Origin of the sequence: Cryobacterium sp. N21 (assembly GCF_002929575.1) — a bacterium.
GTDB classification, from domain to species: Bacteria; Actinomycetota; Actinomycetes; order Actinomycetales; family Microbacteriaceae; genus Cryobacterium; species Cryobacterium flavum.
The window spans coordinates 159798-180512 of the sequence record NZ_PJJQ01000035.1 but is presented as its reverse complement, the minus strand read 5'-3'; the positions used below and the strand labels follow the sequence as shown (position 1 = coordinate 180512).

General features: G+C 61.6%; 24 protein-coding genes, 1 tRNA gene and 2 pseudogenes. 17 read left to right on the top strand and 10 right to left on the bottom strand.

From position 1 onward, the window contains the following. The first annotated feature begins 10 nt into the window (after window positions 1–10). Both CXY77_RS15210 and CXY77_RS15205 read left to right on the top strand, forming a co-directional pair. Window positions 11–391, top strand: coding sequence for a cold-shock protein (locus CXY77_RS15210; protein WP_092112494.1), 381 nt, complete (start codon window positions 11–13; stop codon window positions 389–391). Continuing rightward, on the top strand, window positions 384–1064 hold the full coding sequence (locus CXY77_RS15205) for a DUF3027 domain-containing protein (protein WP_104130406.1): 681 nt from the start codon (window positions 384–386) through the stop codon (window positions 1062–1064). The genes CXY77_RS15210 and CXY77_RS15205 overlap by 8 nt, the downstream gene beginning before the upstream one ends. On the opposite strand, the gene CXY77_RS15200 is transcribed toward CXY77_RS15205, so the two are convergent. Together CXY77_RS15200 and serC are read right to left on the bottom strand one after the other, a co-directional pair. Continuing rightward, window positions 957–1217, bottom strand: a complete 261-nt coding sequence (locus CXY77_RS15200; RefSeq protein ID WP_092341862.1) for a DUF2530 domain-containing protein — start codon at window positions 1215–1217, stop codon at window positions 957–959. The two genes, CXY77_RS15205 and CXY77_RS15200, sit on opposite strands and share 108 nt — an antisense overlap. A 19-nt stretch (window positions 1218–1236) precedes the next feature. Continuing rightward, window positions 1237–2355 carry a phosphoserine transaminase gene (gene serC, locus CXY77_RS15195; protein WP_104130405.1) on the bottom strand — a complete coding sequence of 373 codons (1119 nt, stop codon included), beginning with the start codon at window positions 2353–2355 and terminating at the stop codon, window positions 1237–1239. A gap of 131 nt (window positions 2356–2486) precedes the next feature. On the opposite strand from serC, the gene CXY77_RS15190 reads away from it, so the two are divergent. The 5 genes from CXY77_RS15190 to CXY77_RS15170 all read left to right on the top strand — a co-directional run bounded on the left by CXY77_RS15190 (window position 2487) and on the right by CXY77_RS15170 (window position 5699). Next, a complete protein-coding gene (locus CXY77_RS15190; RefSeq protein WP_092341864.1) occupies window positions 2487–3206 on the top strand; it encodes a metal-dependent transcriptional regulator in 720 nt (239 codons plus the stop codon). Window positions 3207–3541: 335 nt separating this feature from the next. Further along, on the top strand, window positions 3542–4294 hold the full coding sequence (locus CXY77_RS15185; protein WP_233197446.1) for a C40 family peptidase: 753 nt from the start codon (window positions 3542–3544) through the stop codon (window positions 4292–4294). 346 nt (window positions 4295–4640) lie between these two features. Then, on the top strand, window positions 4641–5138 hold the full coding sequence (locus tag CXY77_RS15180) for an HNH endonuclease (RefSeq protein ID WP_092112504.1): 498 nt from the start codon (window positions 4641–4643) through the stop codon (window positions 5136–5138). A gap of 10 nt (window positions 5139–5148) precedes the next feature. After that, window positions 5149–5541, top strand: a complete 393-nt coding sequence (locus CXY77_RS15175) for a VOC family protein (protein ID WP_104130521.1) — start codon at window positions 5149–5151, stop codon at window positions 5539–5541. Between the two features lie 83 nt (window positions 5542–5624). Continuing rightward, window positions 5625–5699 (top strand) — tRNA-Arg (locus CXY77_RS15170). A 226-nt stretch (window positions 5700–5925) separates the two neighbouring features. On the opposite strand, the gene CXY77_RS20890 is transcribed toward CXY77_RS15170, so the two are convergent. The 4 genes and pseudogenes from CXY77_RS20890 to CXY77_RS15160 all read right to left on the bottom strand — a co-directional run bounded on the left by CXY77_RS20890 (window position 5926) and on the right by CXY77_RS15160 (window position 7534). Continuing rightward, a complete protein-coding gene (locus tag CXY77_RS20890) occupies window positions 5926–6048 on the bottom strand; it encodes a hypothetical protein (RefSeq protein ID WP_255410050.1) in 123 nt (40 codons plus the stop codon). A 3-nt stretch (window positions 6049–6051) separates the two neighbouring features. Then, window positions 6052–6234: pseudogene (locus CXY77_RS20735) on the bottom strand (site-specific integrase); the annotation flags it as partial. Next, window positions 6150–7022 carry a site-specific integrase gene (locus CXY77_RS15165; protein ID WP_233197445.1) on the bottom strand — a complete coding sequence of 291 codons (873 nt, stop codon included), beginning with the start codon at window positions 7020–7022 and terminating at the stop codon, window positions 6150–6152. The gene CXY77_RS15165 and the pseudogene CXY77_RS20735, both read right to left, overlap by 85 nt. A 77-nt stretch (window positions 7023–7099) precedes the next feature. Continuing rightward, window positions 7100–7534: a hypothetical protein gene (locus tag CXY77_RS15160; RefSeq protein ID WP_140425549.1), complete on the bottom strand. Its 435-nt coding sequence runs from the start codon at window positions 7532–7534 to the stop codon at window positions 7100–7102. Window positions 7535–7803: 269 nt separating this feature from the next. Here CXY77_RS15160 and CXY77_RS15155 point away from each other — a divergent pair, with 269 nt between their 5' ends. The 8 genes from CXY77_RS15155 to CXY77_RS15120 all read left to right on the top strand — a co-directional run bounded on the left by CXY77_RS15155 (window position 7804) and on the right by CXY77_RS15120 (window position 13026). Next, window positions 7804–8013: an AlpA family transcriptional regulator gene (locus CXY77_RS15155; protein ID WP_104130403.1), complete on the top strand. Its 210-nt coding sequence runs from the start codon at window positions 7804–7806 to the stop codon at window positions 8011–8013. 178 nt (window positions 8014–8191) lie between these two features. Beyond that, window positions 8192–8605, top strand: coding sequence for a hypothetical protein (locus CXY77_RS15150; protein WP_104130402.1), 414 nt, complete (start codon window positions 8192–8194; stop codon window positions 8603–8605). A 479-nt stretch (window positions 8606–9084) separates the two neighbouring features. Beyond that, window positions 9085–9447, top strand: coding sequence for a single-stranded DNA-binding protein (locus CXY77_RS15145; protein WP_092341871.1), 363 nt, complete (start codon window positions 9085–9087; stop codon window positions 9445–9447). 60 nt (window positions 9448–9507) lie between these two features. Continuing rightward, window positions 9508–9891: a hypothetical protein gene (locus CXY77_RS15140; protein ID WP_104130401.1), complete on the top strand. Its 384-nt coding sequence runs from the start codon at window positions 9508–9510 to the stop codon at window positions 9889–9891. A gap of 287 nt (window positions 9892–10178) precedes the next feature. Then, window positions 10179–10457 carry a hypothetical protein gene (locus CXY77_RS20210; protein WP_158252851.1) on the top strand — a complete coding sequence of 93 codons (279 nt, stop codon included), beginning with the start codon at window positions 10179–10181 and terminating at the stop codon, window positions 10455–10457. A gap of 226 nt (window positions 10458–10683) precedes the next feature. Further along, window positions 10684–11115, top strand: coding sequence for a hypothetical protein (locus CXY77_RS15130; RefSeq protein WP_140425547.1), 432 nt, complete (start codon window positions 10684–10686; stop codon window positions 11113–11115). Between the two features lie 178 nt (window positions 11116–11293). Further along, window positions 11294–12142: an alpha/beta fold hydrolase gene (locus tag CXY77_RS15125; protein WP_092341874.1), complete on the top strand. Its 849-nt coding sequence runs from the start codon at window positions 11294–11296 to the stop codon at window positions 12140–12142. A gap of 473 nt (window positions 12143–12615) precedes the next feature. Then, window positions 12616–13026 (top strand): ester cyclase, encoded by a 411-nt coding sequence (locus CXY77_RS15120; RefSeq protein WP_092341875.1) that lies wholly within the window; start codon window positions 12616–12618, stop codon window positions 13024–13026. 275 nt (window positions 13027–13301) lie between these two features. Here CXY77_RS15120 and CXY77_RS15115 read toward each other — a convergent pair. From CXY77_RS15115 to CXY77_RS15105, 3 genes and pseudogenes are all read right to left on the bottom strand, one after another. After that, window positions 13302–14596, bottom strand: a pseudogene (locus tag CXY77_RS15115) (IS3 family transposase). A gap of 185 nt (window positions 14597–14781) precedes the next feature. Then, a complete protein-coding gene (locus CXY77_RS15110) occupies window positions 14782–16302 on the bottom strand; it encodes a SulP family inorganic anion transporter (RefSeq protein ID WP_104130399.1) in 1521 nt (506 codons plus the stop codon). A 183-nt stretch (window positions 16303–16485) separates the two neighbouring features. Beyond that, window positions 16486–18006: a SulP family inorganic anion transporter gene (locus tag CXY77_RS15105; protein ID WP_092341553.1), complete on the bottom strand. Its 1521-nt coding sequence runs from the start codon at window positions 18004–18006 to the stop codon at window positions 16486–16488. A 198-nt stretch (window positions 18007–18204) separates the two neighbouring features. On the opposite strand from CXY77_RS15105, the gene CXY77_RS15100 reads away from it, so the two are divergent. Further along, window positions 18205–18603 carry a MerR family DNA-binding transcriptional regulator gene (locus CXY77_RS15100; protein ID WP_104130398.1) on the top strand — a complete coding sequence of 133 codons (399 nt, stop codon included), beginning with the start codon at window positions 18205–18207 and terminating at the stop codon, window positions 18601–18603. Window positions 18604–18618: 15 nt separating this feature from the next. Here CXY77_RS15100 and CXY77_RS15095 read toward each other — a convergent pair whose 3' ends face one another. Beyond that, window positions 18619–19890 (bottom strand): MFS transporter, encoded by a 1272-nt coding sequence (locus CXY77_RS15095; protein WP_233197444.1) that lies wholly within the window; start codon window positions 19888–19890, stop codon window positions 18619–18621. Window positions 19891–20205: 315 nt separating this feature from the next. On the opposite strand from CXY77_RS15095, the gene CXY77_RS15090 reads away from it, so the two are divergent. Further along, window positions 20206–20700, top strand: coding sequence for a hypothetical protein (locus CXY77_RS15090; protein ID WP_104130397.1), 495 nt, complete (start codon window positions 20206–20208; stop codon window positions 20698–20700). Window positions 20701–20715 lie beyond the last annotated feature (15 nt).

The window sequence follows — 20715 nt, the reverse complement described above, 5'->3', positions numbered from 1 at the left end:
TGAGGTTCAGATGCCCACCGGCAAGGTCAAGTTTTACGACGAGGAGAAAGGTTTTGGCTTCATCACATCCGATGACGGTCAAGAAGTCTTTCTCCACGCTTCCGCCCTGCCCTCCGGCGTAACCGTCAAGGCCGGCGCGAAGCTCGAATTCGGCATCGCCGACGGCAAACGCGGCGCCCAGGCGCTCTCGGTACGAGTGATCGAGGCGCCGCCGAGCCTGAGCAAGTTCAACCGCAAGCCAGCCGACGATATGGCCATCATTGTGGAAGACCTCGTGAAGCTGCTCGACGGTATCGGCACCAACCTCAAGCGTGGACGCTACCCCGAGTCGAGCCACAGCAAGAAGATCGCGGCGATGCTGCGCAAGGTTGCCGAGGAACTGGATGCCTGAGCTGACAGACGCTGAGCCCACCGCGGTCGAGCTCACCGCGGCCGAGCTCACCGCGGCCGAGCCGACCGAGGCCGAGCCCACCCGGCCGACCGACGCCACCCTGCTCGCGGCCGTCGAGCTGGCCCGCGCGGCGCTGCTGGAGATCACGACCGACGACACCATCGGCGAGGTCATCGGCCACATCGACGAGGGCGACCTCGTGGTGTCGCTGCTGTTCGACTGCCTAATGACCGGCTACCCGGGCTGGCGCTGGACCGTCAGCCTCGCGCGGGTCGACGAGAACTCCGAGCCGAAGGTGCTCGAAACCGAGCTCACACCCGGCGATGACTCGCTGCTCGCACCCGAGTGGGTGCCGTGGTCGGATCGCCTCGTCGACGACGGTGGCGACGACAGTGAAGCGGATGCTGACGACACCGACGACGACGAGTCAGACGATGACGATGATGATGACGACGACGAGTCGGATGACGAGTCAGACGACGACGCGGACGACGACGCAGAGTCGGGCGACGACGACGCGGATGACTCGCTCGACGCGCTCGACGGCATCGACTTCGACGAGGCGCTAGCGGCGGCGGAACTGCACCCAGGCGAGACCGAAGAGGCCGAGGCCGACGCCGATCACAGTGCACCACAGCCACCAACCCGCGGTCGTCGCGCTCGCCGCCCCTAAGTCTGACGCTGCCGGCGCCGTGACCTCAACGATGAGGGCGGCGCCGAGAGCGACCAGCCAGACGATGGTGCCGACGAACAGGGCTTTGCGGGCATCCGTTCGCGCGGGCAGCGGATCGGGCCGACGCTCGCTGTCTTTCAACCAGAGACGCATGACCCGATCCTTACGTTCGCTAGTTGCCGAGGTGTCCGACGACGTGCTCGATGGACGCCACGAGCTTTTTGACGTCCTCCGGGTCGATCGCCGTGAAGGTCGCGATGCGCAGCTGGTTGCGGCCGAGCTTGCGGTACGGCTCGGTGTCGACGATGCCGTTGGCGCGCAGCGTCTTACTGATGGCTGAGGCGTCGATGGCGTCGTCGAAGTCGATCGTGACGACAACCTGCGAGCGGTGCGTCGGTTCGGCCACGAACGGGGTCGCGTAGTCGACGCCGGCTGCCCAGTCATACAGAACGGATGACGATGCCTGCGTTCGCGCCGAAGCCCACGTCAGTCCGCCGCTCTGGTTGATCCAGTCGATCTGGTTCTCCATCAGCAGCAGGGTGCTGAGGGCCGGCGTGTTCAACGTCTGGTTCAGGCGCGAGTTGTCCACGGCGTTCTTGAGGCTGAGGAACTCGGGAATGTACCGGCCGCTCGCCGCAATGCGTTCGACGCGCTCGAGCGCGGCGGGGGAGAACAGGGCGATCCACAGGCCACCGTCGGAGGCGAGGTTTTTCTGCGGGGCGAAGTAGTAGATATCCGCTTGGCTCGCGTCAAAGTCGATGCCGGCCGCGGCGCTGGTGGCGTCGATGACGGTGAGGGCGCCGGCATCGCCGTCGACCCGGGTGACCGGGGCCATGACGCCGGTCGAGGTTTCGTTCTGGGGCCAGGCGTAGACGTCGATGCCGTCGCGCACCACGAAGTCGCTGCGTGAACCGGTGTCGGCTTTAATCACGTCGGGGGCTTCGAGCCAGGGGGCAGCGGCCGCCTTGGCGAACTTGCCGCCGAATTCGCCGAAGACCAGGTTCTGCGCGCGGGTTTCAATGAGGGAGAAGGCGGCGGCATCCCAGAATGCGGTCGAGCCGCCGTTGCCAAGCACAACTTCGTAGCCGTCGGGAATGCGAAACAGTTCGCCCAGGCCGGCGCGCACGCGACCGACGAGGTCTTTCACGGGGGCCTGGCGGTGCGATGTGCCGAGCACTCCGGTGCCGAATCCCAGCAGGTGATCGAGCTGTTCGCGCCGGATTTTCGATGGGCCGCAGCCGAATCGTCCGTCGAGGGGGAGCAGATCGGTGGGTATCAGTAGGTCGGCCATACGGCGATTCTAGTTGCCCAGCTGCGGGCGGGTAGGCTTGTGACGCTGTGCGGGCCCGGCCGGGGCCGCCAACGGAGCACCATTCACTTACCTATGAACGGTGCACGCACGAGCCGAATGAAGGGCTGCGGATGAGCGATCTGATCGACACCACCGAAATGTATCTCCGCACGATCCTCGACCTGGAGGAAGAGCAGATCGTGCCCCTGCGGGCGCGCATCTCCGAACGCCTCGGTCACTCCGGCCCGACCGTCTCGCAGACCGTCGCGCGGATGGAACGAGACGGCCTCGTCATCGTGTCTGGGGATCGACACCTGGAACTCACCCCGGCCGGCCGCAGCAAGGCGGTGCACGTGATGCGCAAGCATCGCCTGGCCGAACGGCTGCTCAGCGACGTGATCGGACTCGAGTGGGAGTTCGTGCACGACGAAGCCTGCCGCTGGGAACACGTGATGAGCGAGCAGGTAGAACGCAAGATTTTGGAGTTGCTCGGTCACCCGACCGAGTCCCCCTACGGGAACCCGATTCCGGGCCTCGACGAGTTCGGTGAGTCCGCGGCCGTTGCCTTCATGGCGGGGGTGACCAGCGTGCTGTCGGTGGTGGGGAATTCGACCGTGCCGGTGACCGCGGTCATCCGTCGTCTCGGTGAACCCGTGCAGTTCGACCCGGAGTTGCTGCTGCAGCTCAAGCAGAGCGGTGTGATGCCCGGTGCGACCGGGGCGTTTTCGGCCGCCGGATCGTACGTTCTAGTACAGGTCGAGGGTTTTGGTGCTGGATTAGAGCTGCCCAACGAGGTCGCCGGGCACATTTTCGTGACCACGCCGATCGGCTACAGCCCGGTCGCTCACTGACATTGCGCCGGGTTCGCAGTGCAATGAATCGAGCCAGTCGTCTCGACCTGTTAGCCGGTCCGTTACCAATCCGTTAGAAAAGTGTCACTTCAGGGTGACAAATGGGCGCAGTTCTTGTAGCCTCGGGGATGTCCCACAGACCATGAAAGGTCGAAGGACTCTAGTCAAGACGCCTGCTTACCCCGTCTCTTGATTTACGAACACACCCGCGATCAGCGAAGTGGACGGGACAACGACCTAGTGTTGTCGAGGCGCCGGAGGTTAAAACTTTGGCTGCATTAGGAACGAGAAGGTCCCAACGTGGGCTGAGCCGAACATCCGATTCCCTGGAAAAAGTGGCATCGTCGGCACACTCCCACCGAGCACTGCCGCGCGCGACCCCGAAGAAGCGCCGTGGCGGTATCGCCAACATCGTCGTCATGACCCTGGCCACCGGCCTCGTTGCCACCATGGCTCTCCCGGCGTATGCCTTTGTTCCCGGTTCGAAGGACGCCTCTTTCAAGGCCACCGAGTCCACGGAGATGTCCAAGGCTCAGGCGCAGGCTGTTGAAGTCGATGCGCAGGCCGCCACCGTGAGCGTGGCTCGCGAGGGATTCACCGCCACCACTCCCGAAGAACTTGCTGCTGCTGCCGCCGCCGCGGCCGCGGAAACCCGCCGTGTCGAGGTTGCCGCGCAGATGACCTCCTACGCCGCGAGCTATTCTGGCCCGAGTGTTGCCGACTTCCTGGCCAACCCGACCTACCCGAATTTTGATCTTGCATCCGTTTTCAATGTTGCCTCGCAGTATCAGGGCACACCGTATGTTTACGGTGGCGCCACCCCGGCCGGCTTCGACTGCTCCGGCTTCATTATGTACGTCTACGCGCAGTTCGGCATCAGCCTGCCGCACTCCTCAGTGGGCCAGGGAGCGGCCGGTACCAAGATCTCGATCGAAGACGCCGTGCCCGGCGACCTCGTGATCATGGACGGCCACGACGGCTTCTACGCGGGCAACGGAAACATTCTGCACGCGCCGTACACCGGCCAGTCCGTGCGGATCCAGCCGATCTGGACCAGCGACTATTACATCGTGCGGATCGGCATCTAGTTCGCCTCCTCGCGTGAACACTAGGTAACAGCTCACACAAATGGCGCACACAGGTTCACCTGTTGGGCCATTTGTGGGTTAACCTAGTGCCCTGATGTAGTTTGTAGGGCCGTAAGGAGAGCCAATGCATGAGCGACGCACTATCCACACCATGGATGTGCGCGGTCGCGAGTGCTTTCGGCATAGTTGTCAGAGCAAGAAGAGCTGTGTGAGCAGCCAGAAGGCGTTGTCATTGTGACGGCGCCTTTTTTTGTACTCTTTTTCGCTTTGCCACGCTCCTGTTCTTTCCGCATCGGATGTAGTTCGAATGGCTGGAAGCCGTCCAGCCTCCTTCGAAAGGGAGCGCATGCGCACACTGGTACTCAATGCGGGCTATGAGCCCCTCGCCGTTGTCTCGTTCAAACGAGCGCTCATTCTGGTAATGAACCAGAAGGCCACGATCGTGCAGTCGGATCAAAACCACCCTGTTTTCGCGGCCTCGGGCTCGTGGGATCGCCCGAGCGTTATTCTGCTCACCCGGTACGTGCGCATCCCCATGTCACGCCTGGTGCCGGTGAGTCGCCGCGGGGTGTTGCGCCGCGACGAGCACCGTTGCTGCTACTGCGGCAAGTCGGCGGCCACAATCGACCATGTGCTGCCGCGGTCGCGCGGTGGCCGCGACACCTGGGACAACCTCGCGGCCTGCTGTCTGCGCTGCAACAACCTCAAGAGCGACCACACCCCGGCCGAGATGGGCTGGGAGCTGCGCTTCACCCCACGGATGCCGCAGGGCACGACCTGGATCGTGCGCGGAGTCGAGCGGCCCGAGCAGGAATGGGATGCCTACCTGGCGCCCGCCGCGTAGGCTTTTGGTCATGCGAATCAACATTACGAGCGTGTTCGTCGACGAACAGGTGAAGGCGCTGCGGTTCTACACCGAGGTGCTGGGCTTCGTGAAAAAGAACGACGTTCCGCTGGGCGGTGAGGACCGCTGGCTGACCGTGGTGTCCCCGGAGAACCCTGAGGGGACCGAACTGTTGCTGGAGCCGAGCGGCCACCCGGCCGCGAAGCCGTTCAAGGACGCCCTGGTCGCCGACGGTATTCCGTTCACCCAGTTCGCTGTCGATGACGTTCCGGCGGAGTATGAGCGACTGCGAGGCCTCGGCGTGCGCTTCACCCAGGAGCCCACGGTCGTGGGGCCGGTGACCACCGCGGTTCTCGACGACACGTGTGGCAACCTCATTCAGATTGTGCACATGGCCAGCTAGCTGACCCAAGCCTGCAGGCGTTCGTGTGCCGCGACCCGCCATCGAGCGGGCGGACCGGCGTGACCGGCTAAACTTGCCGAACCGCCTCTGTAGCTCAGTGGAAGAGCAATTCCGTCCTAAGGAAATGGCCGGGGGTTCGAATCCCTCCAGGGGCACCATGCTTTGAGGCCCTGCATCCCATGTAAACACTGGGCTGTAGGGTTTTCGTACTTCTCAGGAATGGCCGTTTGCCCACATTTTGCCCACACTTCAAAAAATTTCGGTGTGATCTGAAGTCGGTGAAACGGCTCAAAACTGGCATTTCAACGTGCAACGAGGACACCCTGCCAGGGGTTTTTGAGGCGGCTCCTCGAGATCGACAACCGGCCCCGACGGCGTGAATCGTTACGGCAGCGCGTCCGACCTAATCTTTGCAATATCAAGCGCGATCGCCACGGCGTCAAGGTCATCGTCAAACAGGTCGGCATAGGTGTCCAGGGTCATCGCCGCTGAGGCGTGTCCCAGCATGCGCTGTACCGCTTTCACGTTTGCGCCGGCCGAGATCGCCAGGGATGCTGCGGTATGCCGTAAATCATGCAGCGTCAGCCCGACAGGAATGGACGAATCGGTCAGGCGCGCGCGTTTTCGGGCTCCCGCGAACCAGCCGTCACCGTGAGTCGGCGTGGCCAAGTAAATGTTGCCATCGCCGAACACGAGTTGATTTCGCTGTTTTCCCGCGATCTGATCTGCCAACGGCCCGTCGAGAAAGGCAGGAAAAGGCACGCTGCGCATCTCGTAGCCTTGGGGGAGCCGATCACGATATGGCCGCCCACCCGCACGGCGTTCGTTTGCACGAGCACGCGCCGTCGCGCGAGGTCGAGGCTGTTCGCGTGCAGTCCGACCGCTTCGCCCCAGCGCAGGCCGGTGTAGGCGAGCAGCAGCACCAGCGTTGCGTTGCGGCGGGATTCATCGGCCAGAATCTGCACCTGCGCGTGAGTGAGGTAGTGCCGCTGTTTGCCGACCTTGCGTGGGAGGTTCACGCCTCGGGCCGGGTTGGACGGTAATCGGCGGTCGCGTACGGCGACGTCGATCATGGCTGCGAGAATGCCGTATGCGCGCAGCACGACGGTGGGACTTTTCTTTGCCGAGAGTTCGCTCACCCATGATTGCACGTCAGTGTGCCGTATTTCACCGAGCTGCCGCGGCCCCCACACGGGCTGAACGTGTACGCGCCAGGCGGTCTCGACGACGTTGTACGAGCTGGCTTTCAGATGGGTTTGGGCACGAAGCCACTCTGCGCCGAAGGTACTGATCGTGACTTTGGCGGCTTGGGCGTCGATGTACTCGCCGGTGGCCTTGCGCACCTCGGTGGACGCGAGGAACAGCTCGGCGGAGCGTTTGGTCTTGAACCCTCGTTTGTCCGTCTGGCTGTGATCGGGCTTGCGGTAGCGTGCGCGATATCGCTTGCCTGAGGCTGTCTCATACGCCGAAATCGTTCCCATGACCTCACCTCGGAATCGTCAGTGATCGTGATTATAAGCTGACTGTCCTCGCACCCACTGAGATCGAAATGATGTGGCTACTTGGCCCATCCTTCGAGGTCCCAACCCGTATCGGCCAGGTAGGTGGTGAGTTGTTGAATGCGCTGGTTCGCCTCGGCAAGTTGTTCCTGGGTGGTGTCCCAGAGCGCTGGTTCGGTGGTGACCTCGCTGGCGGGGGTGAGCTCTGCCTCAATGGCCACGTTGATGGTGAGGCGGCGACGCTCTCGTAGGCTCGCGATGAGCTCGCGCATAGCCTCGAGTTGGGAGCGCTCAGTGCGCTCGGTGAGGTTTCTCCACCGGTAGGCACCATCTGTCTCCCCGGAGATCCAGGCATCGAATTCGGCGACGGTCATTCCCGCAAACGTGTCGCTGAGGTTGACCAGGTCCAGTTGGTCGTGCGGACGCCCAATTGGTGCCAGCAGAAAGACGGGTGGTACTCGAAGTGCATGGGAGATGTTCAGGAGTTGGCTCACTGAAAGGTCCTGTTTTCGGCCGGCCTCCAGGTTTTGCAGGATCGCCTCCGTGACGTTGCCACCTGGCATTAAGTCGGCCAGGTCCTTGGCAGAGCGGATGCCGTGCCGTTTCCGGATGGCTTGGATCCGCTCGCCAATTCCGGATTGCCTCACAAAACCTGTCATGCCGACACCGTACAGGTATCGGTCCTTGTCAAACAGTAAAAAGCGTTTTATTGTGATCGCAACACGAGACAACGAGTGTTTCGTGTCATCAAAGGAACGTAATCATGACCGAAGAATTCATCCTCCCCGTTGCCGTCGCCGAACTCACCGGACTGACCGTCGGCGGGCTGGCCCACCTGCGCTACTTGGGCCGGGGGCCCCGCTTCTACAAGCCGACGCCCAAGAAGGTCCTGTACAAGCGGTCCGAAGTGATCGCTTGGGTCGAGGCCAGTGCGCAGACGCAGACGGGCGAACGCGCGCTCGTGGCGCGGTGAGCCCGCATCTGCTTTTGCGGACGACGAGATTGTCGGCCGGCGGCAGGCCAAAGAAAAAGCCCCGGGTTGCACCCCGGGGCAAGGATCGAACACCCGCAAAGGATCTGATCTATAACCAGAATACTAAAATTCTGCCATCTCGCAACGCCTCGCACCCGACCTGGTGGGTGAGAGCGCTGTGGGCCTCTACGCGGCGAAGGGTGCCGTTCTTGTGGCTGCACGCCTGGGTCTGGGGCACGCGGCGACGCGGCTGCTGCTGCACATGGCGCTGGAAAGCTGGGACGATACCGACAACCCCGGCAATCAACCGCCGCGGTGGTACTTCGCGTCCCGAGAATCTTCGGCGATCGCCCTGGGCTATATGGCTCCGGACAACGGATCAGAGTCGGCACACCACTCGGTCAAGCGGGCGATTGCCGAACTGGTCGCGAGCGGCGCAATCGAGCGAGTCAGCGCTGGCCACCGTGGCCACAATGCCGAGTTCAATCTGCTCGTCGACAGCACGAAACCGGGCGGTCACCGCCGGTATGAAACCAACGTCATTCCGATGTTGCGGCACGGAGGTTTGGGGGCCGGTGAGTGGCCCCCGTAGGGGGCCGTTTAGCGTACCGATAGGGGCCAGATCTGGCCCTATAGGGGGCCGTTTAGCGTACCGATAGGGGCCAGATCTGGCCCTATAGGGGGCCGCTGATCGGCCCCCCTAACAGTACTAACAGAACAAACAAAACATTAACAGTACGCGCGCACGAGAAACGCCTGTGGATAACTCGCCCAAAACGCCGTGCAACGAGCCTTCGATCGCAGCCGAAATCGGCTCGATGTGACACCACGTAAAACACAATTTGTGACCTGTCCGGCAGGTCATCGTAGTTCGCTGCGCGCCAACCGTTCCCGGAATCTCAGAGGCGGTCGCACGCTCCCTCAATTCGCCTGAGATTCAGGGCACTATCGCCGCTCACGCTCGCTATTGATTTTTCTCGCCGGAAGGCACAAAAAACAGTTGGTCGAAGAACCCAAGGCCAACGACACCCACCGCACGTCAACGCAGCAGTCATCGAAGGAGAAGCACTCATGACCACACGCACCACCATTGGCAACCTGGCTCCCGACCCCGAGGTCGTCACTGCCGGCAGCATTCAAATCACCAAGCTGCGCGTCATCGAAAACACCGGCGAGTACCGCGGCGGCAAATGGCTCGCCCACGACGCCACAACCACGCATTTCGTGGAAGCCAAGTTCGAGCTCGGCCAGAACGTCGCCGCCACCCTGCACAAGGGCGACCCCGTCATCGTCGTCGGCCGCGAACACACTGACAGCTGGGGCGACGACCAGGCACGCCAATACGGCCGCGTCATCGACGCCGACAACATCGGCCCTGACCTCAACCGTGCCGTCGCAACCGTGCGGCGCAACTCCAAGCCTGACGCCGAATAGCCATCCAGGGTGGGCCGCACGCGCGGCCCACCCTGGATACCTCATGAAGGGACCACCACCATGAACGACCACGACAGCGAATTGATCAGCCGGGCGAACGAGCTGGCCGACATCGCACGCAGCCTGGCGCACGCGACTCGGGCGATCGACCGGCCCTACGACTCGTACCTGCTGCTCAAATGTCTGACCGCCACCCAGCGCTCCCTGGGCCAGGTGTACGACCAGCTCGCCACCTGGCACAGCAACGTCGTCGACGGCGTCGAGTACAACGGCGAAGACGGCTGCGGCGCCGGCTGCGTGCCCGGAGTCGCTCGGGCTGAACTCGGCCTTCGCGATGCCGCCCAATTCACCGGCATCGTCGAAGATGCCCTCATGCAAGCACACAACGCCAACAGCGTCGTTTGCTGGTTCGACAGCGTGGAACGATTCCCGCGCTTGTCGTAACGAGCTGACTCCGGCGACGGAACGGCCCGTGGTCGCACATCGAGTTGCCCACGGCTCGACGGCTGAAACGACATAGAGCCGACAAGATTTGGCCGCTCGCGTCGACGCTTCCGCGGGTGCAACGTCACGGGATGCCATCGATATTCGGGCCCCCATTTCGGCTTCGTCCGGCGGAGCAGGTCCAGTGCGGGCGGCTGCTAGATGAGCAGCAGAGGGGCCAAAGATCGGTCGCAGGCACCACGTCGTCCGTCACGAATTTGGTCGCACGGAGGGTGTCGCAAGACTGCGTGGGTATTCGTTTACCTATGCACCGGCAGCGAATAGGTAAACGACTAGGTGCGGGGTCTCTTTCCCTGTCCCACCGCCGCCCCCTCGCTGCGCTCGCTTCCCAACCTCCCACACCCATCGTTCCTCAGTGTGTAGGAGGTTGGGAAGTAAAGGGGGGTGGTGGGACAGGGAAAGAGAAGAAAAAAGTAGAAGAAAAAACAGAAGTACAAAAACAAAAAAAAAGAAAACTGAAAAGAAAAAAAGAGGGAGAACAAGAGCAAAAGACAGAGAAGAAGTGAGAAAAGGTGAAAAAAGGGAACAGGAAAAGACAACGAAGGCGGGCCGAAAATGTGGGAACCGACGGCAGAAAAATAGAAGGCAATCGGGTAAGAAAAAGTGACGAGTAGACGCGATGACGCCGACGAGGGAGAAATCGATGATGTGCGGTGTGGCATTCCGGGATGTGTCGGTGGCTGGGTGCAGAATCGTGGTGGAAAGCTGAAACGGTGTCAGTTCGGAGGCTGAGTGATGGTGCAGGTGACAGAGCGCGACGAGGCACTTCTGGCATGGTTAGACGTCGTTCGGCTCGCGGATATGGACGCCGTGCGGTGGGCGTTGGGCGCCCTATCTGGTGCTGGTGAACCGGTGTCATTGCGCCGGGCGCAGCAGTGGGCCGCGCGGATGATCGGGACTGGATTGCTCGACCGAGGCCGGGTTGCGTATCGGGACGGGTCGATAGTGTGGGCCACGTATCTGGCGATTGGGAAGCCGGCGCCGAATCTGTTTCGGCAGACGACGCGGCACGAGGTAGCGGTCGCGACGGTGTCGGCCCGCTATCTGGCGCAGGGGTTCACGTGGCGGCGGGATCGCAAACCGAACAGCCCTGAGCTGGTGCTGACGATTCGTGTGGAAGCGCGAATTTTATGCTCGCAGAAGCAGCGGCTGTGCGTGGGCTGAGTCATGCCCTGCGAAACCTGCGACGACTGACACCCCTCAATTGCCGTCAGGCGGGTCGATCGCGAGATCATTTTTCTCAGCGACCATCATTTCAGCGTTCTTTCAGCGAACCTCGGTTGTCTGGAGTTTGCAATCTCAGTTACCTCTAGCGAACCATCTACGATTACGAGGAGAGAACATGCCTTTCATCACCGTCCCCGGTCAGAACGATCCCGACGTGGAACTGCACTATGAAGATGTCGGTGCCGGTAAGCCCGTCGTCTTGATTCATGGTTGGCCGCTGAGTAGCAGGTCCTGGGAGGGTCAGGTGCCTGCGCTGGTCGATGCTGGCTACCGGGTGATTACGTACGATCGTCGCGGGTTCGGCCAGTCGTCGCAGCCGTGGAATGGGTACGACTATGACACGTTCGCTGCCGATTTGAAGGCTGTTGTCGACACTCTGGACCTCCGGGACGTTACCCTGATCGGATTCTCGATGGGTGGCGGTGAGGTTGCCCGTTACGTGGGCACGTACGGCACCGACCGCGTCGCGAAGCTCGTCTTCGCCAGCGCAGTGCCACCGTACCTGTGGAAATCAGATGACAACCCCGATGGCGGCGTGGACGCCGGACTGGCCCAGTGGTTTCACGACGGGTTGACCGGGGACCGGCCGGCGTTCCTGCACGAATTTGTGCAGATGTTTTTCACCGCTGGCAAGCCGTCGCTGGTGAACAAACCGAAGGTCAGCTCGGAGCAGATTGCTTACAACCTTGATATCGCCGAGATGGCGTCGCCGAAGGGAACGCTCGACAGCACGACCGCATTCGCCACGACGGACTTCCGCGCTGACCTGATGAAAATCACCGTGCCGACCCTGGTGATGCACGGTGACTCCGACACCATCGTGCCTTTCGAAGTCAGTGGCAAGCGCACTCACGAGGCCATTTCCGGCAGCGAACTCGTGCTGATCGAAGGTGCCCCTCACGGTCTCACCGTCTCACATAAGGACGAGTGGAACCGGCACGTACTCGCCTTCCTCGCGAAGTAGCGGAACCGAACAGGGACCGAGCCGACGCGGTGAAGAGCCGGCAGTGCAGGCTCCCTTCGATAGGTCGTGGCGGTGCGTGAGCACGCCGGCACTGAGGCCCTTTTTGGGCAGAATCCTGACGTCGACTTGTTGCCCTGTACGGAAACAATCGAGGCAGGTGTTGGTCGCCCCGTCAGGGCGTCGTCAACCTCGCCGGTTCATAGCCAACGTGTTGCCATGTTCTGGGTCATCACATCCGTTCTCCCGTACCGGGTTCCACGATTAGCAACACTGCGTCCTCGAGGCATACGCGCCTGTCCTTGCTCTTGACCGCGTCGACTACGCAGGACCGCAGGGGACCAAGAATTTCGCCACAAGGCTGGATTACTAGAGTACGCAGTGTCATCGGCGAGACGTTGAACGTCAACGGCGGTATGGTCACCTCGTGGCCCTCACAATCCCATCCATGTAAATCCTAGGAAGAGAGTAAACACATGAGTCAAGAAGCAAATATTGCTGCCCAGCAGAAGTTTGGTGACGCCGTCAACAGCGGGCAACTTGATCTTCTCGATGATCTCGTGGCCGTAGACGCGGTCGATAACGACCCGGCCCCTGGCCAAGGCCCGGGGCCGGCAGGCTACAAAGCGTTCTTCGGCGAGATGATTGCTGCTTTTCCAGATTTGCACATCGCCGTCGAGCGCCTCGTCGCAAACGATACCGACGTCGCATTCGCTTACACCCTCACAGGCACCCACCAAGGTCCTTTGAAGGGCCACGCCGCTAGCGGGAAAACGATATCTGTTCGCGGGATGCAAATTAGCCGGTTTGAGAACGGGAAACTTGTCGAGCGGTGGGGCAGCAGCGACGAACAGGGCATGCTCGAACAACTTGGCCTGGCACCGTAACCGGCAATAACTGGCGTTTCCAAGCAGAAGAAGTAGGGCCGAAGGCGCACACTCGAATATGACTTACGACGTGAGACGGCCGTGATCGCACGTGGCAGGCACGCAGGCAGGGGTGTAGCTGATGCACCCCTGGCAGCGCGGCCATCCGTCAACGTGAACCGTCCCGGGTTTCATGCCACCGTTTTGTTGGCGGCTTCGATATTTGTCGGGCCGTTTGTCCCAGCGTAATAGTTGACCTCATATTCGGCCGGCGGCATGTTGAACCGTCCCGGGTTTCATGCCGCCGTTTTGTTGGCGGCTTCGATATTTATCGGGCCGTTTGTTCCAGCGTAATAGTTGAGCTCGTATTCAGCCGGTGGCATGTTTCCCAGGGCGCTGTGTAGACGCCGATTGTTGTACCAGTCCAGCCAGTCGAAGGTGAGCTTCTCGACGTCGGCGAGGGTCTTCAGCGGACCGGTTATGAAGGGTGAGTTCTTCGCGACGGCCTCGTTCTTGTAGAGGCCCATCACGGTCTCGGCGGCCGCATTGTCATACGCGTCACCGACCGTCCCGATCGATGCGACCAATCCCTCGAGCGCTACGGTCTCCGTGAATCGAATGGACGTATATTGCGAGCCGGCATCGCTGTGATGGATCAGGCCGGGTTGGACGGTGTGCCCGGCGTTGTCTCGGCGCCAGAGCGCCATGTTCAAACACACCTCAACGAACGGGGTGTCCTTGACCGTGGACGCATGCCAGCCGACGATCGCTCGAGAATACAAGTCGATCGCGAAGGCCACGTAGATGAACCCGCCCCACGTCGGCACATACGTGAAGTCCGTCACCCAGCTGTGGTTCGGGTGGGGCGCGCTGAAATTGCGTTTCAACAAGTCAGGAGCACGGGCCGAATCCTTCCCGGTGGAGACTGTGCTGCGCGGTTTACGGCCGCGAACGAGGCCGTTCATGCCTTCCAGCCGCATCAACCGGTCCACGGTGTGCTTGGACACGCCGGCGAACTCGCCTCGGCTCAGCCAGGCCGTCATCTTGCGGCGGCCGTAGAGAATCTCTGGCTGCTGCCGGCCCTGAACGTCCCGCACTGTCAACGCTTTAAGCCGATCCAGAAGGATAGCGTCGCTGCGGGTCCTAACCGCAGCAGCGCGGATCTTCCACGCACGATACGTGCTGTGAAGTGACCAAGACGCCCTGCTCACGCAGGACGCCACAAGTCAGCTCGACTCCATGGCCGTTCGCCTTCATCGAAACGATGAAGGCGACTATGGACGGTTGCGAGGGTCGAGCTCCCTGAGCTCAAGAAAGACGCCGCTGCTTTCAGGATCTCGTTGGTTTCCCGCAGGTCCCGGTTTTCGCGCTTGAGCCGCCGGATCTCCTCGAGCTCTTCGCTCGTTGGGCCGGTCCGTTCTCCCGCGTCGGATTGCGCCTGCCTGACCCACTTCCGCAACGTTTCCGGGCCGACGTTGAGCTTGGGGGCCAGTTCGCGGCACGCGGCCCACATCGACGGGTAATCCTTCACACGATCAAGCGTCATACGAACCGCTCGCTCACGAACCTCATCTGGGTATTTCTTGGGCATAACCAAATCCTTTCACTAGAAAGAAAGCGGCAAGAAATCAGGGACGGTTCAGACTTCTCGTTTAGTTTTCGTTTGTCATTTTTTTGGCCACTCGTGAAATGTCGCGCGGTGAGATTGATGAGCCGAAGCGCCGATTGGGACGATTTTCTGACGTCTTGGTGCTGCACTGCATAACGGCGAACTCGTCAGTGGCCGGCGCCGAGGTTTCCGGCTAGGCGGCTGTGCAGCTCATGGCTGGCCTCGTTGAGTCCCTCGATGACGACGTACTTGTCGTGCCGCTCATATTTGTAGGTGATCGCGTCGAGAGTGGCAACCGTGGAGGCGTCCCAGATGTGGGATGCGGACATGTCGATCACGATGCGGTCGGGGTCGTCGGCGTATTCGAATTGGGTCATCATATCGTTGCTTGAGGCGAAGAACAGGGCGCCGGTCACGGTGTAATACGCGGTCGGCACCGGCTGGTCGAGTTCGACGGTGCGTTCGACCCTGGCGAGGTGGGCGACCCGGCGGGCGAAGGCGACCATGGCCACGATCACGCCGATGACGACGCCGATGGCGAGGTTGTGGGTGAGCACGATGACGACGACCGTGGCGACCATGACGGTCGTCTCGCTCTTGGGCATGCGCTTGAGAGTCGACAAGCGGATGCTGTGCCAATCGAAGGTCAGATACGACACGATGATCATCACCGCGACCAGGGCGGCCATGGGTACGACGGCGAGCACATCGCCGAGGCCGAGCACCAGAATGAGCAAGAAGATGCCGGCGAGGAACGTGGAGATGCGGGTTCGAGCGCCGGATGCCTTCACGTTGATCATGGTCTGGCCGATCATGGCACAGCCGCCCATGCCACCGAAAATGCCGGACATGACGTTGGCGACACCCTGGCCCCACGTTTCGCGGGTCTTGTTCGAGTGCGTGTCGGTGATCTCGTCGACGAACTTCGCGGTCATCAACGACTCGAGGATGCCGACCAGGGCCATGCCGAGGGCGTAGGGGGCGATGATTGTGAATGTGTCCCAGTTGAGAGGAACGTTGGGGAAGAACAGTTCGGGCAGGCTCTGGGGGAGTTCGCCTTGGTCGCTGATGGTCGGCACGTTGATGGCGATCACGACGGTCGCGATGGTGAGTACGACGATGGCTACGAGCGGCGCCGGGATGACTTTGGTGAGACGCGGCATCACGATCATGATGATGAGGCCGGCGGCGACGAGCGGGTAAACCATGAACGGCACGCCGAGAAGCTGGGGCAACTGGGCCGTGAAGATGAGGATGGCGAGGGCGTTGACGAAACCGACCATGACACTGCGAGGGATGAAGCGCATGAGTTTGGCGACGCCGATCACACTCAGCACGATCTGAAACACGCCGGCGAGGATGACGGTGGCGATGAAGTAGTCCATGCCGTATTCGCGCGCCACCGGGGCGATGACGAGGGCGATGGCTCCGGTGGCGGCGGTGATCATGGCCGGGCGGCCACCGACGAAGGCGATCGTGACGGCCATGACAAAGGATGAGAACAGGCCCACGCGCGGGTCGACACCGGCGATGATCGAGAACGCGATCGCCTCGGGAATGAGCGCCATGGCCACGACAAGACCGGCGAGCACCTCACGGGTGAGCAGTCGAGGCGTGCGCAGCGCGGTCAGAACCGACGGCTCCGCACGGTAGCGGTTCGCGGTGATGGGCTTGGAAACGATGGCCATGAGGCCTCCAGAAAGGGGAAGGGACCTCACGGAGAAGCCGAATGAATGGGAGTCGGCGACAGTGCCACGTTGACCTTGGCAAGGTTACCTTAACGTAAGGGTTTATCGATCCGGGCAGCACAAATCGGCCGAGCCCCCGTCATGCGACGGGGGCTCGGCCTGATGAGGCAGTGATGTGCCGGGTCAGTGGCCCGAGCCCATGTTGCCGGCGAGGCGGGCGTGTAGCAGGCTGCTCGCTTCGTTGAGTCCCTCAATCGTCACGGTCTTCTCGTGGCGTTCGTATTTGTATTTGATGTCGTCGAGGGTGGCGACGGTGGAGGCATCCCAGATGTGCGAGTTCGTCATGTCGATGATGATGCGGTCGGGGTCGTCGAGGTAGCTGAACTGTGTCTTGAGGTCGTTGCTCGAGGCGAAGAATAGTGCGCCGGTGACGGTGTAGTAGGCGACCGGGCCCTGATCATCCACGGTCAGGCTGCGTTCGACCTGTGCGAGGTGGGCGACGCGGCGGGCGAAGGCGACCATGGCGATGACGACACCGATCACGACGCCGACGGCGAGGTTGTGGGTGGCGACGACGGCGATGACCGTGGCGACCATGACCGTGGTCTCGCTCTTGGGCATTCGTTTCAGGGTGCTCAGGCGGATGCTGTGCCAGTCGAAGGTCAGCACGGACACGATGATCATCACCGCGACCAGAGCAGCCATGGGCACGACGGACAGTACATCGCCGAGGCCGAGCACGAGCACGAGCAAAAAGAGGCCGGCGAGGAAGGTGGAGATGCGGGTGCGGGCCCCGGAGGCCTTGACGTTGATCATGGTCTGGCCGACCATTGCGCAGCCGCCCATGCCGCCGAAGAAGCCGGAAAGCATGTTGGAAACGCCCTGAGCCCAGGACTCGCGGGTCTTATTAGAGTGGGTATCCGTGCTCTCGTCGACGATCTTGGCCGCCATCAGGGATTCGAGGATTCCGACCATCGCCATGCCGAAGGCGTAAGGAGCGATGATCGTCAACGTTTCCATGTTGAGCGGCACGTTGGGAAAGAACAGCTGCGGCAGCGTGGTGGGCAATTCGCCCTGATCGCCGATGGTGGGGACGTTGATCGACACCACGACGGTGAGGATCGTGAGAACGACGATCGCGACGAGCGGTGCGGGGACCACCTTGGTGAAGCGGGGCATGACGACCATGATGATGATGCCGACCGCGACGAGCGGGTAGACCATGAACGGGACGCCCAGCAGCTGCGGTAGCTGTGAGGTGAAGATCAGGATGCCGAGGGCGTTGACGAAGCCGACCATGACACTGCGGGGGATGAACCGCATGATTTTGGCGACGCCGATGAAGGCGAAGACAATCTGGAAAATACCCGCCAGGATCACGGTAGCGATGAAGTAGTCGATGCCGTAATCCCGCGCGACTGGGGCGATTACGAGCGCAATGGCTGCGGTCGCACCGGTGATCATGGCGGGGCGGCCACCGAGAAATGCGATCGACACGGCCATGATGAAGGTCGAGAACAGTCCGACGCGGGGGTCCACACCGGCGATGATGGAGAAGGCAATTGCTTCGGGGATGAGGGCCATGGCCACGACGAGGCCGGCGAGCACCTCCCGGGTGAGGATGCGCGGTGTGCGCAGAGCTTTCATCACGGTGGGATCGGCTTTGTACCGATTCTTTTCCGTGGTTTTTTCAATGATGGCCATGGGGCCTTCCTGGAGCGGGACACACGAGTGGTGTCGGATGAGTAGAAGAAGTGAGTGTGGGCGCCCCGTCGCGCACCTCCACCAGTCATCAGGGACAATGGTGGGAGAGTGGGCTCACATGACAATGTCAGCCAACTTCTGCAACACTACTCTAACGTTAGGGTTGATTGCTAATCCGTTCGAGAAAAGGTATCAACTATGACTTCCCAAGCCGCCACGGCCACCACGGGCACCATGCACATTGGAGAGCTCGCCGAGAAGACCGGTCTCTCCTTGCGCACCATTCGTCACTATGACGAAATCGGGCTACTTAAGGCCTCTGGTCGTACCGAGGGCGGTTTTCGCCTCTATACGCAGGAAGATCATTCTCGGCTGATCTTGATTCGCCGCATGAAGCCGCTGGGGTTCTCTCTCGAAGAGATGATGGCGCTGTTGAAGATCATCGACACGCTGCAGGGCGGCGTGGCTGGTTCGGACAATCCAAATGTCCGCGCGGAGCTCGACACCTTCATTGCACAAGCGGTTGAGCGTCGGCAAAAACTCCAAGACCAGCTGGGAATGGCCGACGAGTTTCTTGAGGTTCTGCGCAGTCAGTAGGGCCGAGCGAGCGACCTAGGCACGCTGCGGTGGTCGCACGAAGAGAGTGATACCGACGACGATGACGGGAATAAGCGCCAGTGCCAGTGCCGGTGTGGTGAAGCTGCCGGTCAGGTCGAACCCGAGCGAGAGCGCGACCGGACCGAAAGCCGTCGACGCGAGGCCGATTGCCGTAGCTACTCCTCGGATATTGCCAATGTGTGCCAAGCCGTAATAGCGCACGTATGAGGCGGCTTCCATACCGCGCAGGCTCCCTCCGGCCGCACCCAGAACGAGGCCATAGACGATGGCCGCCACTCCGCTGCTCACCCACGGCAGCAGAACGAGAGACGCGGCCAGCGTCACCATGGAAAAAACGATGAAAACCTTGGGACTAACCCGGTCGACGAGGCTTCCCGTGAGCAGGGTGGCCAGGATCCCGGTCACGGTCTGCGGCAGGAAGTTCGCCGCCGCTTCTAACGGAGTCAGGCCTTGGGCGCCTAAAATGGCAATTTGGTGAAACGCCAGCGCCGTTGTCAGCATGCCCGAGGTTGCCAGGCTCGCGGCGATGACCCAGAACATGCCCGATCGGATGGCCTCCGGCAGTGTCCACGATTCTTTCTGAATGGTGAGTTGAGCCGTGGAGGGGGTCGATTCCGGATCGACGGCGGGGGCGCGCTTGGGAAAGATCAACGCCAGCGGAATGACCACCACGGCCACAAGCACCGCTTCCCACCGCCACGCATCATAAATACCCACGGATGCGATCAGCCGCTCCACAAAGATCGGTGCGAGTGAGATGCCGGCCGAGCCGATGGCACTCGCAATGCCGAGGGCCAGCCCGCGCCGATGGTGGATGGCCCGGGCAACCGCGGTGGTCGCGGCCAGGGTAAGCGCGCCCTGGCCGGCCATCCGAACACCGGTGAAGCCGGCGGTGAGTCCGATGATCTCGCCAACGAAGCTGAAGGCCAGAAGGATGACGGCGAAGCCCACGCCAATCACGACCGTGACGGACCGTGCTCCCCATCGATCCAACGCCCGCCCAATGAACGGCTGCACGGTCGCGCCAACGAGCGTGCCAATGAGATAACTGAGCGAGACATCCGTTCGCGACAGTCCCAGGTCGGCAATCAGGGGATCTGTGAAGACGGAGAGACCGGCAGTCTGGCCGGGGGCCGTCATGACCGAGATCAGCCCGGCGGCACCGATGAGGGACAGCCAAGACCACGAGATTCGTGGGCGTGGGCGTGGCGCTGCCTCGCGGTCGGACGGCGCGGGGGAGTGGGGGGAGTGCGGTGTAGAAGACACGGAAGCTTTCACAAGAATGGGGCAGACGGCGCGCCAGCAGTGCGTTAGCTGCGACGTGGGAAAAGAGCGCATCTGGAAGGTTCGAACAGCTTTCGAACAGCTTTCGAATGGTGAGCGACACGCAAGCCCACCTACACTCTACTCTCACGTGAGAGGAAGGTGATCGATGGTGGATAGGAGAGCGCCGTCAATTCCTACTCTTCCCTTACGTTACGGTAGAGTTGCTGTAAGTGGTTGACAGAAAACTGCTTAGCGGTCCGTCACCCGATCGCGGTCCCAACTTTCCCCGTTCTAGGTTCCCGAGAGGAGCACTCCATGTTCATTCATCCCCTCGCTCGTACCGACCAGCACCTAATTCAGGATTTCATGCTGACCAAGATCACCCTCCTGCTGGCCCGCCACGCGGAACATGAGGAGTGGAAATTTGAACTCACAACAATGGACGACAAGTCCCGCGAAGGATCGTCGCAGGGACACGCATTCCTCTTCATTTACACCGTCGCGCGGTACTACGTCGCGGTCACGCGCGCCCACGCGGAATTCAACACCTCCAAGACCGGTCCCGATCGCGACGAGTCAACATTCTTCGGCGACTTCATCGATGCTGTCGCCAGCAACGACCCCAAACGAGCGTTGACACGGTGGTTCTCCACCGACATCAGCGCCGAAACCGATATCGCCGCTCCGGCAATCCGACAACTCGCCTTTGAATTCCTCGACCGGCTCACCATGCCGGCCTCGGATTTCATTGCCAGTGACGTGGCCGATTTCCTGCCCGACCCGTACGAATCTGACCATTCCGTGGGCTGACGCCCGCGCCCCAAG

What these genes read in the sequence shown, in the direction of transcription:
- CXY77_RS15210 (WP_092112494.1), top strand. Translation starts at nt 11, where the DNA reads ATGCCCACCGGCAAGGTCAAGTTTTACGACGAGGAGAAAGGTTTTGGC.
- CXY77_RS15205 (WP_104130406.1), top strand. Translation starts at nt 384, where the DNA reads ATGCCTGAGCTGACAGACGCTGAGCCCACCGCGGTCGAGCTCACCGCG.
- CXY77_RS15200 (WP_092341862.1), bottom strand. Translation starts at nt 1,217, where the DNA reads ATGCGTCTCTGGTTGAAAGACAGCGAGCGTCGGCCCGATCCGCTGCCC.
- serC (WP_104130405.1), bottom strand. Translation starts at nt 2,355, where the DNA reads ATGGCCGACCTACTGATACCCACCGATCTGCTCCCCCTCGACGGACGA.
- CXY77_RS15190 (WP_092341864.1), top strand. Translation starts at nt 2,487, where the DNA reads ATGAGCGATCTGATCGACACCACCGAAATGTATCTCCGCACGATCCTC.
- CXY77_RS15180 (WP_092112504.1), top strand. Translation starts at nt 4,641, where the DNA reads ATGCGCACACTGGTACTCAATGCGGGCTATGAGCCCCTCGCCGTTGTC.
- CXY77_RS15175 (WP_104130521.1), top strand. Translation starts at nt 5,149, where the DNA reads ATGCGAATCAACATTACGAGCGTGTTCGTCGACGAACAGGTGAAGGCG.
- CXY77_RS20890 (WP_255410050.1), bottom strand. Translation starts at nt 6,048, where the DNA reads ATGCTGGGACACGCCTCAGCGGCGATGACCCTGGACACCTATGCCGAC.
- CXY77_RS15165 (WP_233197445.1), bottom strand. Translation starts at nt 7,022, where the DNA reads ATGGGAACGATTTCGGCGTATGAGACAGCCTCAGGCAAGCGATATCGC.
- CXY77_RS15155 (WP_104130403.1), top strand. Translation starts at nt 7,804, where the DNA reads ATGACCGAAGAATTCATCCTCCCCGTTGCCGTCGCCGAACTCACCGGA.
- CXY77_RS15145 (WP_092341871.1), top strand. Translation starts at nt 9,085, where the DNA reads ATGACCACACGCACCACCATTGGCAACCTGGCTCCCGACCCCGAGGTC.
- CXY77_RS15140 (WP_104130401.1), top strand. Translation starts at nt 9,508, where the DNA reads ATGAACGACCACGACAGCGAATTGATCAGCCGGGCGAACGAGCTGGCC.
- CXY77_RS15125 (WP_092341874.1), top strand. Translation starts at nt 11,294, where the DNA reads ATGCCTTTCATCACCGTCCCCGGTCAGAACGATCCCGACGTGGAACTG.
- CXY77_RS15120 (WP_092341875.1), top strand. Translation starts at nt 12,616, where the DNA reads ATGAGTCAAGAAGCAAATATTGCTGCCCAGCAGAAGTTTGGTGACGCC.
- CXY77_RS15110 (WP_104130399.1), bottom strand. Translation starts at nt 16,302, where the DNA reads ATGGCCATCGTTTCCAAGCCCATCACCGCGAACCGCTACCGTGCGGAG.
- CXY77_RS15105 (WP_092341553.1), bottom strand. Translation starts at nt 18,006, where the DNA reads ATGGCCATCATTGAAAAAACCACGGAAAAGAATCGGTACAAAGCCGAT.
- CXY77_RS15100 (WP_104130398.1), top strand. Translation starts at nt 18,205, where the DNA reads ATGACTTCCCAAGCCGCCACGGCCACCACGGGCACCATGCACATTGGA.
- CXY77_RS15090 (WP_104130397.1), top strand. Translation starts at nt 20,206, where the DNA reads ATGTTCATTCATCCCCTCGCTCGTACCGACCAGCACCTAATTCAGGAT.